The organism is Acinetobacter sp. R933-2 (assembly GCF_030325485.1).
In the GTDB taxonomy this organism is placed as follows: Bacteria; Pseudomonadota; Gammaproteobacteria; order Pseudomonadales; family Moraxellaceae; genus Acinetobacter; species Acinetobacter sichuanensis.
On the sequence record NZ_JACAIJ010000013.1, the window covers coordinates 57,588 to 70,340 of the forward strand.

11 protein-coding genes are annotated in these 12,753 nt (G+C 31.8%); all 11 read right to left on the reverse strand.

What is annotated here, in order from left to right; translation table 11 throughout:
• Window position 1 precedes the first annotated feature (1 nt).
• Genes pgi through HX005_RS14980 form a run of 11 tightly spaced genes read right to left on the reverse strand, consistent with a single transcriptional unit; the run spans window position 2 to window position 12,752 of the window.
• Window positions 2–1,657, reverse strand: coding sequence for a glucose-6-phosphate isomerase (pgi, locus tag HX005_RS14930; protein ID WP_286377949.1), 1,656 nt, complete (start codon window positions 1,655–1,657; stop codon window positions 2–4).
• Window positions 1,654–2,901, reverse strand: a complete 1,248-nt coding sequence (locus HX005_RS14935) for a nucleotide sugar dehydrogenase (protein WP_286377950.1) — start codon at window positions 2,899–2,901, stop codon at window positions 1,654–1,656. The genes pgi and HX005_RS14935 overlap by 4 nt, the downstream gene beginning before the upstream one ends.
• A gap of 21 nt (window positions 2,902–2,922) precedes the next feature.
• On the reverse strand, window positions 2,923–3,798 hold the full coding sequence (galU, locus tag HX005_RS14940; RefSeq protein WP_286377951.1) for a UTP--glucose-1-phosphate uridylyltransferase GalU: 876 nt from the start codon (window positions 3,796–3,798) through the stop codon (window positions 2,923–2,925).
• A gap of 26 nt (window positions 3,799–3,824) precedes the next feature.
• Window positions 3,825–4,451, reverse strand: coding sequence for a sugar transferase (locus HX005_RS14945; protein ID WP_286377952.1), 627 nt, complete (start codon window positions 4,449–4,451; stop codon window positions 3,825–3,827).
• 19 nt (window positions 4,452–4,470) lie between these two features.
• Window positions 4,471–5,703, reverse strand: a complete 1,233-nt coding sequence (locus HX005_RS14950) for a glycosyltransferase family 4 protein (protein ID WP_286377953.1) — start codon at window positions 5,701–5,703, stop codon at window positions 4,471–4,473.
• A gap of 6 nt (window positions 5,704–5,709) precedes the next feature.
• Complete coding sequence (gene wecB / locus HX005_RS14955; RefSeq protein WP_286377954.1) at window positions 5,710–6,780, reverse strand: non-hydrolyzing UDP-N-acetylglucosamine 2-epimerase; 1,071 nt, start codon at window positions 6,778–6,780, stop codon at window positions 5,710–5,712.
• Window positions 6,777–7,832 carry a glycosyltransferase family 4 protein gene (locus HX005_RS14960; protein WP_286377955.1) on the reverse strand — a complete coding sequence of 352 codons (1,056 nt, stop codon included), beginning with the start codon at window positions 7,830–7,832 and terminating at the stop codon, window positions 6,777–6,779. The genes wecB and HX005_RS14960 overlap by 4 nt, the downstream gene beginning before the upstream one ends.
• Before the next feature lie 13 nt (window positions 7,833–7,845).
• Window positions 7,846–9,069 carry an O-antigen ligase family protein gene (locus HX005_RS14965; RefSeq protein ID WP_286377956.1) on the reverse strand — a complete coding sequence of 408 codons (1,224 nt, stop codon included), beginning with the start codon at window positions 9,067–9,069 and terminating at the stop codon, window positions 7,846–7,848.
• Between the two features lie 24 nt (window positions 9,070–9,093).
• Complete coding sequence (locus tag HX005_RS14970) at window positions 9,094–10,500, reverse strand: lipopolysaccharide biosynthesis protein (protein ID WP_286377957.1); 1,407 nt, start codon at window positions 10,498–10,500, stop codon at window positions 9,094–9,096.
• On the reverse strand, window positions 10,497–11,669 hold the full coding sequence (locus HX005_RS14975) for a glycosyltransferase (RefSeq protein ID WP_286377958.1): 1,173 nt from the start codon (window positions 11,667–11,669) through the stop codon (window positions 10,497–10,499). Before HX005_RS14975 ends, HX005_RS14970 begins: the two co-directional genes overlap by 4 nt.
• 3 nt (window positions 11,670–11,672) lie before the next feature.
• Window positions 11,673–12,752, reverse strand: a complete 1,080-nt coding sequence (locus HX005_RS14980; RefSeq protein WP_286377959.1) for a DegT/DnrJ/EryC1/StrS family aminotransferase — start codon at window positions 12,750–12,752, stop codon at window positions 11,673–11,675.
• Window position 12,753 lies beyond the last annotated feature (1 nt).

Below are 12,753 nucleotides of genomic sequence, written 5' to 3' on the forward strand. Positions count from 1 at the left end.
GTTATTTTTGAAGAAGGATTTTGATTAAACCTTGTGTCGAAGCATCTAAGGCTGATAAGTCATGTTGTTGTTGATTTAAAATAGGCAATAGTTGATTAGCTATTTCCTTACCTTTTTCAACGCCCCACTGATCAAAAGGATTAATATTCCATATTACAGATTGCACAAAAACTTTATGTTCATATAAAGCAATTAACATTCCCAAACTATAAGGACTTAATTCTTTCATTAACAATGTAGTACTTGGCTGATTGCCTTCGTATTGCTTATATTTAGGTAAATCAGGCAATTCATTTTGATCAAGTGCTTGATTTCCAAATGCCAATAAGCGTGATTGTGCTAAACAATTTGAAAGCGCTAAATGATGCTGCTCAATTAAGGCTTCTGCATTTTCAGCATAAGTAAATTGATTCGCATTATAACGATTGATAGGTGCAATAAAATCACAACTAACCAAATGCGTACCTTGATGCAGTAATTGATAAAATGCATGTTGTGCATTTGGACCCACTTCTCCCCAAAGAATCGGGCAAGTGTCATACTCTACTTTTTCATTATTACGCTGAATGGATTTACCATTCGATTCCATTTCTAATTGTTGTAGATAAGCTGCAAAATATTTTAAACGCCCATCATAAGGAAGTACTGCATGTGTTTGAATATTTAAAAAATTATTATTCCAAACGCCTAACATTCCCATCAATACAGGTAAATTTTGTGCAAACTCTGCCTGTTGAAAATGCTCATCAATCGTATAAGCACCTGCAAGTAATTGTTTAAAACCATCTATACCTATTGTCAATGCAATCGGCAAACCAATACATGACCATAGCGAATAACGACCACCGACCCAATCCCACAGCAATAATTGATTTTCAGGTGCAATTCCCCACGCAGTCATTTTCTCAGGTTTGGTCGAAATACCAATAAAATGATTTTTTAAAACTCCTTCACTCTGCCCTAAGGACTTTTCTAACCATTGGCGTACCGTTTGTGCATTCGATAATGTATCGATCGTACCAAAAGACTTGGAAGAAATAATAAAGAGCGTCGTTTCTGGGCGTAACTGATGTAACAACTCTGAAAGCTGACTGCCATCCATGGTTGAAACAAAATGTACATTTAAAGGTTTTGCAGTATGAACTTTATAATCAGATAAAGCATGTGTGACCATCAAAGGACCTAAATCCGAGCCACCCACACCAATGTTGACCACATTTTGAATGACTTCGCCTGTCACACCACGATATTGTCCTGCATGAATCTTTTCAACAATACGATACATACGCTCTAACTGTTCATGTACAGCTTGTACAATTTTTTTATTTTTTTTATTTTCAATGGGTTGACGCAAAACCCAATGCATTGCTGCACGTTGTTCAGTATAGTTAATCTGTTCTTCTGAAAATAAGCGTTGAATCCATTGTGTTAAATGTTTTGATTCAGCAAATTGCATTAAGTTTTTAAAAATAGTTTGATCAATACGATGCTTACTAAAATCAAAAGTAAGATCCTGATATTGCACAGAATAGCTTTCAAAACGATGTGTTTCTTGTGCAAACAATTCATTTAAATGGACATTTTTTTGAACTTCAGCCAATAGGCTCAACTGCTGCCGAATATCTACTTGCACAGGAAATTTCTCGATATTGCTCATGAACGACCCACTCCTTGATAAGCAAAGCCTTGGGATTTCACATACTTAGGATCATAAATATTACGACCGTCCAAAATCAAAGGATGTTTCATTTTTTGCTTCAATTGTGCGTAATCAGGACTCCAATATTGCGCCCAAGCGGTCATTAAACACAATGCATCTGCATTTTCAACAGCCTGATATTGATCCTCACATAAAATTAAATCAGCACGAACCCCATACATATTTTTAATTTCTTTTAACGCTTGCGGATCATGTAATTGCACCGTAATTCCTTGCGCCCATAAAGCTTGCAACATGACATGAATAGGTGCATTTTGAATGCTTGAGGTATTCTCTTTAAAGGAAGCACCCCAAATTGCAACAGTTTTACCTTTTAAATGGCTATGATAATAATTCCATAATTTTCTAAATAAAACTTCTTTTTGTTGCTCATTAATCGCCCATACTTGTTCCAGTAAATGACTATGAGCACCCATATCAGCCACAGTATTGGATAAAGTTAAAATATCATGTGAAAAATTTTCACCACCAAAACCAGCACCAGGAGATAAGTAAGTTGCCCCGATACGTGTGTCGGCTGCTAAACCTTGACGAACATTACTAATATCTATTCCCAATTTTTCAGACACTGAAGCTAAGTCATTCATATAACTAATACGTGTCGCTAACATGCCAGAAATACTGAGTTTGGTAAATTCTGCATCCAAAATCGGCATAAACAAAAATTGTTGTTTAAACTGAAAGATAGGACGTAATAATTCAGACATCAAGTTTTGAGTTTCTTCTTGCTCTACACCAACGATGACTTGTTTAAGCTGCGTAAAACTCTGAATCGCATTACCCTCTTGAATTACATCAGGTAAATATGCCCAATAATCATGAGACAAAATACTTTTTAATTGTTGAGTACCATGCAAACCAAAGGTTGAACCATTAATCATCAATTTAGGATGAATAATTGCCGAAAGGCTAATCTTTTTTGCAATATTTAGAGCAATATCAACCTCTGTTGGTGTAAATGAAAATAAATAAACATCTTGATCTAAATGCAACTGATCGGCGTCAATAATACTTATAAAACCGAGTTTTATTTGGCTTTCGATTAATTGATTGACTTTTTCATCTTGATATTTTAGTGTTTTGAGTGAGTTTAAACACCACGAAACTTGATGACCAAACTCAGCCATCAAACCTGCCAGTACGCCCGCCTGTAAGGTCGTACCAAAAACACTAATTTTCATTTATCACCTAGTTTTGAGTCTTTACAGCTCTAATTTTTGAATTAGTTTTTTAAACTCTACACCCAGTTTTGGATGCTCAATCCCATAGTATAGCACTGCTTTTAAATAACCAAGCTTACTACCACAATCAAAGGTTTGTCCTTTCATACGGTACGCTTCAACCGTTGCGGTATTTTGTAATGCAGCAATCGCATCGGTAAGCTGTATCTCATTGCCCGCACCTTTTGGCGTATTTTCTAAAAGTTGCATAATTTCAGCAGGTAAAACATAACGTCCGACAACTGATAAATTTGAAGGCGCAGTACCCACAGCAGGCTTTTCTACAATCCCTTGCATAACAATGCTTTCACCTTCATTCGGTGATTGAGCAACATCTACAATACCATATTGATCAACTAAATGATCAGGCACAGCTTCAACCATAATCTGTGAAGCATTTGAGATTTCAAAACGTTGGATCATTAATGATAAATCATTTTGGGTATCAGTATCTTTTACTAAAACATCGGGTAATAAAACTGCAAAAGGCTCATTTCCAATGATATCTTTAGCACAAAGTACAGCATGACCTAAACCCAAAGGCTGAGGTTGACGTACACTAACAACACTGACATTTTTAGGTAAAATATCTGTAATCTCTTTGAGCAAGTCAAATTTCTTTTTATTTTCTAAGGTGGTTTCTAACTCAAAGTTGCGATCAAAATAATTTTCAATAGAAGCTTTAGAGGAATGAGTCACTAAAATAATTTGCTCAATACCTGCCGCAACGGCTTCTTTAACGACATATTCAATAGCTGGGCGATCTACCACTGTCACCATTTCTTTCGGAATAGACTTACTTGCTGGTAAGAAACGTGTACCTAAGCCTGCGACAGGAAGAATTGCTTTTTTGATCATAACTTACTTTACTAGCACTTTAAAATTTATTGGTGAGAATGCGGTTTTGTTGTTGATACATTATTACTACTAGAAAATCTTTCCGCACCAACTTCTTGATCTGGTGCATTAATTCCTTCCTTTTTCACCATGACTTCAACCGTTTTAAACATAATTTTAAAATCAAATAAAGTTGACTGTTTTTCTACATATTCCACATCTAAATCAAATTTTTCTTCCCAAGATAAATTATTTCGACCACTCACTTGTGCCAAACCTGTCATTCCAGGCTTAACCTCATGCCGACGCATTTGATGCGGAGTATAATGATCTAAAAATTCTTTCATTTGAGGGCGTGGTCCTACAATACTCATATCACCTTTGAGTACATTAATGAGCTGTGGCATTTCATCTAAACTGGTAGAACGTAACTTTTGCCCAAATGGAGTAATACGTTGGTCATCGGGTAATGGGTTACCGTCTTTATCAAAAGCATCCTTCATGGAACGAAATTTAATCATTTTGAATAATTTTCCATCTTTCCCTGGACGCTCTTGATAGAAAAAGATAGGTGATCCTAGATTTTTACGTACTTTATTTGCAACAATTAGAAAAATTGGTGAAAGAAGCATCAATGCTACAGATGCAATAAATATATCTATCAACCTTTTCATAAATTTTATGCTCTCTTATTTATAGTTCAAGAACCCGCTCTAATTCTTGAGCTAATTTACTATATTCATATTTCGATTCTGCTAATATACGACCATTATAGCCCATAGCAAGACGTTCAGATGCAGGCATTTGCACTAATAACTGTATTTTTTTTATTAGATCTGGCACATTCTCTGGAATAAACTCATATCCTGCATTTGCTTCAGAAACTGGCTTATAATTCCCTGAATCTATACCATACAATAAAGGCTTACCTGAATATAAATAATCAAATAGTTTATTTGGTGAAACACCATATTTAAACAGTGGATCTTGTGTTAATCCAATATAACAAACATCAAATTGATCTAACATACTTTGAATTTGAATTTTTGGAATTGGATCAATAAAAGTCACATTTTTAAGATTATGCTCTTGTGCATAGGCTTGCAATTCAGCTTTGTAATCACCTTTACCTACTATTACAAAAGCAACATCTTCATTACTCTTAAATTCTTTCGCTGCTTGTAATAAATAATGCAAACAATTTGCTAAACCTAAAGTACCTGTATATCCTACAATAAATTTATTTTGAGGTAGTAAAGCACTTATTTTTGGATCTAATGGTTCCTTATTGGAAACCTCATCTTGAGAAAAACCATTTGGAATCCAATGAAATTTAGATCGCTCTAAACCACGAGAGACCATATGTTCTACTGAATTCTTCAAATTTGAGATTACTTTATAAGAGTTTTTGTAGGCACGATCTTCGATCCATTGTAACAACATAATAAATGGATGAGATTTTGAATATCCGCCTAGTTCTAATAAAGTTAAAGGCCAAATATCTCGAACTTCAAAATATAAAGGCACTTTTAACTTTTTAGCTAATTTTTCAGCTGCCATATATGAAACAAGGCTTAAAGAAGAGTTCAAAATTATATCTGGCTTTTCGGACAATATTTTCGGTAGTTTCAAAATTTTCCAAGAGAACTCAAACCAATTCAATACACGACGTTTACTGCGTGATTCAGCATATTCAGGTACTTTAACCCAAACATAATTAAAATTTGGCGCATGATTTTCAATATAAAAATCATCTTCAAAAGTTAATGGTTGTCTTAAAATATGTGTATATGAAGCCGCAATAATATAAACATTATAACCTAGCTTGGCTAGTTCCTGACCAAGATAATAATGTCTCCCCGCAAAACCAGTCTGCGGGGTTGAAGCGTAATGATTAATAATCCAAACTGTCTTCTTTTGACTCATAATTCTTTAGTTCTTCTCAAGGACATGAACAATATTTTGTGAAGCTTGACCACCACCATATAAGTTAGAAGGATCTTCGATCAACTTACCTAACATAGCTTGTGTTAACTCAATAATTTTCTGTGTATCAGCACCTGCCAACACATTCACACCATTTTCAATAAGCTCAACCCATTCTGTTTGATCTCTCATTGTAATACATGGTTTTTTAAAGAAAAATGCTTCTTTTTGTACACCACCACTATCTGAAACTACAGCACTACAATGCTTCAACAACCAAATCATTTCCAAATATCCAACAGGTTCTAACACAAGCATTTCCAAAGTTAGACCTAAAGACTTAACAACCTTTTGAGTACGTGGGTGTAATGGTAAAACAACTGGTAAAATATTTTTATGAATATAGTTTAAAGCATCTACAATTGCCTTTAAACGCACAGGATCATCTGTGTTTTCTGCTCGATGTAGCGTCGCTACAATAAAATCAGTATCAGGTACGTGATTTAATGCTTCACCTTTGACTGCCCGTTCAGCAAAAAACATTGATGAATCTTGCATCACATCACCAACATTCAATACTTGTACTGGTTTATTTGCAAAGCCTTCATTATTTAAATTTTTTACTGCTGTATCTGTTGGGCAAAATAAGATATCACTGACTTGATCCGTTAAAATACGGTTAATTTCTTCAGGCATTCGCATATTAAAACTACGTAATCCAGCCTCAATATGCGCAACAGGAATATGAAGTTTTGAAGCAGCCAGCGCACCTGCTAAAGTTGAATTGGTATCACCATATACCATTAAACGATCAGGTTGTTCAGTTAGGCAAATTTTTTCAATTTCTTCTAACATACGTCCAGTCATTGAACCATGACTACCACTATTAATATCTAATTGATAGTGTGGTTTTGGAATACCTAATTGATCAAAGAAAATATTAGACATATTCGCATCAAAATGCTGACCTGTATGAATAATTTTTTCTTCTAAATTTGAGCTTTTTTCAATAGCTGCTGATACAACACTTGCCTTAATAAATTGTGGGCGCGCACCAATCACTGTTAATATTTTCATACTTTACCTAATAACTCTTGATAAACTTTAATTAATTTAGACTCTTCAATTTTCCAATTATACTTTGTATTTACTGCATTTATTCCATTTTTCCCCATTTCCTCTGCAAGCTTTTTGTCTAATACCAAACGATCAATTGCATTTGCTATTTCTTTGGGGTCTTCAGGATTTACACATATTCCACATTTATTCCCTTCAATAATACTTTGCCATAATGGATAATTAGCACCAATGACTGGTATACCAGCACTCATATATTCAAACATTTTATTAGGCTGTGCATCAATATGATTAGGTACTGGTAAAAAGGTTACTAATCCAGCTACAGATTTTTGTAAAATATCTCGAACCTGCTCTCGATTTAACTGTCCTAACTCATTAACAGAGTCCCATCCTTTACTATTTTTTATATTCTCATAAGTCGTAGTTTCTGAAAATTTACCAACTAAATTTAATTGAGTATTGGTCTTTAATAAAGCTAATGCATTTACACTTTCTTGAATTCCTCTAATCTTAGAAATTCCTCCCACATAAGCAATTTCATTTTTAATAGTAATCCAATCCTTATCCAAAGGTTGAAGCTCACCTAATAATGGATAATTATTAATATCAATTACATTTTTACAAAAATTGGAAAATTTCTGACCAATAGTTGGAGTTGCTGTAACGATTAAATCCAACTTTGAACAAACATAATGTTCATAATACTTCATAGAAAATGAAATAATTTTTGCTAAGTGTCTATTTAGATACGGTTTAGTTAAAACTTGTTTAGGAAAGTCTTCATGAGCATCAAAAATAACTTTCTTACCTTTTCTTTTCAATTTTAATGCAACTGGTAAAAGTTCAGGATCATGTAAATGATACAGGTCAGCATCTAATTCTATTGCTTTATTATAAATTAATTTAGTAAGTGCAAACATCCGATTTAATCTTCCATTTGGTTTACCAATATCAATAATATTTACATTATTTGCGTTAGAATCACCTAACCCATCTGCAACTATTAGAGTTACATTAAATCGCTGAGCTAATGATGTACATTGTTTCATAAATATTCGAATATCATTTCGTTGATGAACTGATGTCAAATGAACGATCATTTAATGTACCTTTTGAAGAAAAAATCCAAATGATTAAAAAAATAGTGATTGACATTAATTGATAACCACTATAAGCATTATTAGTTAACATCACAAATAAAGTAAATATTGTATATCCAAACAAAATATTGGAAGCCAATAAATTTCTTTCTTTAAATGAATTAAAAATTAATCTCAAAATAAAAAAGGAGAAAACAAAAACCCCTAAAAAACCATATCTTTGCAAAATAAGCACATATTCCGAGTCAATAATGGTACTCAATTCATTCTTAGCAGGTCCAACACCAAAAATAGGAGATTCATAAAAATATTTTAAACCATTATATAAGTTTTCATATCGAAGATTTAAACTATTATTATCACCAGAATATGCTAACTCCAAACCAACCTTAATATATTCAAATTCAAAATATGCAAATATAATAAAAACAAAAAATAAATTAAAAAATAAAAATAAAAATTTATAAATTAAATTAATATTTTTATCAAAAAATAAAATTAAAGTTAAAACAAAAAAACTTCCTATTAAAGAAGTGCGACTTTGCGACATTAACACAGCCAAAATTAAGCCTAAAACTGTAAATATATAATATATTTTTCTACTTTTTAAATACATTACAAAATTATATATTAGCAAAAAAACAGCTATAGCAGCTCCTTCATTTGGACCAGAGCCTGTTAATGTTAATCTCCACCCCTCTAGAACCCCATTAAAGTGCGGAGAATCTGAATCTAAATACATGTTGACTAATATTGGTTTTAACCCAGCAAAATCAAACCACTGAATCATAAAAACAAAGATAACAAATAATGTAATAAAGTTTAATATTTTTTTAAATACATCATCACCTAATAAATAAAAAAATGATAATGACATTAAATATGGAACATATTGCAAATATTTTATAGCTTCAATATAGTTTCTACTTGAAAAAGTAGTTAAACCTATAGCTTCTGAATAAATACTACTTATAAATACACACCCACCCATTAACAAAATATTAATAATATATTTGCTAAATACAATTCTATCAAAAAAAATAAATAAAAATAAAAAACAAGAAAAAATTGTAGTCAAATAAACATTAACACCAAATAAATTTATTGATGGTAGGAAGATTGAGGTCATGAGAAAAAATAATATAGTATAAGGATAAATATTTTTTTTATGAAAATATAGAACCATTGAAAACTCCAAACTAACCTTATACTAATTTAACTTTACAAGAAAACGTAAACTTACTATTGATTTTTTAAATATAAAAAAACCAATGATCAATAAAAAAACCCATATTATTTTCATCTCAAAATCAGTAAGGAATTGCAATGAGTTTAATACTGCTGTACATAGTAACATTGATGTTACTAGGTATAACTTCTTTGTTTTAAACTTCTCCCAGCATCTATTAGAAAACTCTGTCCGTAAGATTAAAAAAAGCCAAAATGCAATACTTGAAGCAATCGATGCACCAGCTGCACCTAGTAAAGGAATTAAAAAATAATTAAATAATATACTCAGTATTAAAGCTATAAAAGATGCGTACATTGAAAAAAATGTTTTTCTAGAAATAGCAATGCCAACTGAACTTACTTCTGAAAGTGTGTAAAAAAATGGAACTAATAAACAGTTTGTAACAATATATTGCACAATATAGTAATTTTCTGGTAAAAAAAACATAATTAACCAAGAAAAAAGACCTGATAATACAATTAAAAAATATACTCCACATAAAGCGTATTCTTGTATATCACATATTTTATGATAGTTTACATTTCCACTACTAATCCATTTAAAAACCATAGGTGACCAAATAGTATTAAATACACCAGCAAAGATAGTTGCCACACCTGCGATACTAAATGCCATGGAATATAATCCCAATTCATTAAAATCTGCTAAATTCTTAAGCATTAACTTATCTGTAACATTAAGACCCCATGATGCAAGTCCACCTATAATAAGAGGAGAACCAAATTTAATTACTCTCTTAAACTTAACTACATCAAACTTCGCTTTTAAAATTTCGATCAGCGTATCTTTATTATTCCATAACAAAATCAAAACACAGAAAAAAAGTGATAGTACTTGGCCCATTATTAAATTTTTAAAATTCTTATCTAAATTAAATATATATATTGCGAATATAAAATTTATAAAAAAAACTTTAGGTGTAATTTGACTGATAGAATACAAAAAAGCTTTATCTTGCATCCTCAAAATTAAACCTAAAAACCTTATTATAAAAGCAAATAAAAAACAAATAATAGATAGACAACTTATATATATGCTATCTATACCATATAAACTTATAGATATTATATTTGAATTAAAAATAAATAAAATTAAAAAAAATATTAAGCAAAAAATGAATCCAGGCAAAAAGCAACTTTTAAAAAGAGATTCCTTATCATCACTTTCATGAAATTCTCGGACATATGCTTGATCTAGCCCCAAACAAAAAAATAAAATCGAAAATGTCGAAAAAATCTGTAACATAGAAATCCGACCTATATCTTCAGTCGAAAAGAACCACGCCATTACAGGTAAACTTATAAATCCTAAAGCAGCAGCTCCAAATGGACCCAAAGCATAGCCCATCACCTTTTTTAGATTCATCTTTTTACCATACTATAAATTTTTATAAGTTCACTAACTACAGTAGCTTCACTAAAATGATCTATACAATATCTTCTAATGTTAGATGCTGTAAATAGACTTAATTTATTATGATAAACTTCTAGCATAGCTTCTACATATTCATCTATATTATTTTTTTCCACCAAATAACCAACTTCTGGACTTATAATAGATTCAGGTCCTCCACATTTAGTAGATATAACAGGCTTTCCTAAAGCCAATGCTTCAACAAGCACAACACTAAATGTTTCAATATCACTAGCGACTAATAATGCGCTTGACGTATTAATTTCTTTGATTACATCATCTCTATTTAATAGCCCTAAGAAACTTACATTTTCTTTTATATTTAAATTTTCAACTAAACTCTCTAATTTCTCTTTTTGTGGTCCATCGCCTACTATTTTCAATTTAGCATTTATATTACTTTTTAAAACCTTATGGAAAGCATTAATAATTAAATCAACATTTTTATTCTTATTTAACATACATACACTAATAAATGAAAAATCACACTGCTGAGAATCATAAAGCTCGTGCATTAAAAACTTATCATTAACAATATTTGGTAAATAAAACCATTTATTTTCATTAAACAAATAATTTAACTTATCAGCAAATGCTTGACTAACAGCAATACATGAACTTGATTCTTTTACAATTTCCTTGAGACTATTTATTTCATCAATATCTACTGAATTTGAAAAAAAATGACTACTGTGTTCAGTTATAACATAAGGTATTTGATATTTTTGAAAAATTTCATATGCTAAATATGCGCCATTAGTCATAGAATGCACATGAATCACATCTGGTTTGCCATTATCTTTTACATATCTGTGGAATAATTTTAAACCTTTCGATATCCATTGCTTACGTATTAAAGAATAAAATTTAGGAGTAAATACAACTGAATGATATCTATATGTCTTTACTCCATTATCTAAGCATAAATCTAAACCATATTTTTTCTTAAACACTCCATTAATGTCCTTTAATGATCGATTTAAAGGAGAAATTACGCCAACTTTCAAACTATATTTTTGTAAAGCTATTGCTTGTTCACGAAAAAAGCTCCCTCTTATATCTTTTGAATCATATGGATACCATGATGGGATAATCAAAATATGAGGGAGCTGAATATTCATGAATTAACTACTTAAACAATTAACAATTTTTTCTTGTGCTTCAAGTGTCAAATAAGGATGCATTGGCAAACTCATTACACGCTCAGCAATTGCATCACCTACAGGTAAAACAGCATCATTTGCTACTGCAGGCTGCTTATTCAATGGAATTGGATAATGTACAGCCGTCGGAATACCTTGTGCTTTTAGCTTTTCCTGTACTTCATCACGATTTTCCACTTGAATGGTATATTGCGCCCATGCACTTTGATTGTGTTCTTCAATGTATGGTGTTGTTAAAATACCTGTTTCATTGAAAAGTCGTGTATATGTTTCAGCAACACGTTGACGCGCTTGCATTTCATCATCCAAAATTTCAAGTTTTGGCAGTAAGATTGCAGCTTGCAAGGTATCTAAACGACTGTTCATACCCACACGAATATGATGATAACGACGATCTTGACCATGACGTGCAATTTGACGAATGACTTTTGCAAGTTCATCATCATTGGTAAAAATAGCACCACCATCTCCATAGCAACCCAAAGGTTTACTTGGGAAAAAGCTTGTACATGCTACTGTACTTAAATTACAACTTTTACGACCTTTATATGTTGCACCAAAACTTTGTGCAGCATCTTCAATCACAGGTAGGTTATATTTTTCAGCAATTGCATTAATGGCATCAAAATCAGCACATTGTCCATATAAACTTACAGGAATAATGGCTTTGGTACGCGGGGTAATTGCCGCTTCCAACTTTTCAATATCTAAATTATATGTTTTTGGATTAACATCGACATATACAGGCGTTGCACCCAATACTGCAACTGTTTCCGCTGTCGCAATATAAGTAAACCCAGGTGTGATTACTTCATCACCAGGACCAATACCAAATGCCATTTGCACGATCTGTAAAGCATCGGTACCATTTGCACAAGTAATGCAATATTTTGCACCGACATAAGCTGCAAGCTTCTCTTCCAACTCTTTTACTTCAGGTCCAAGAATATATTGACCATGTGTTAATACATTTTGAATACCCGCTTCGATTTTATCTTTTAAACGAGTTTGTTGTGCTTTTAAATCAATAAATTCAATCATT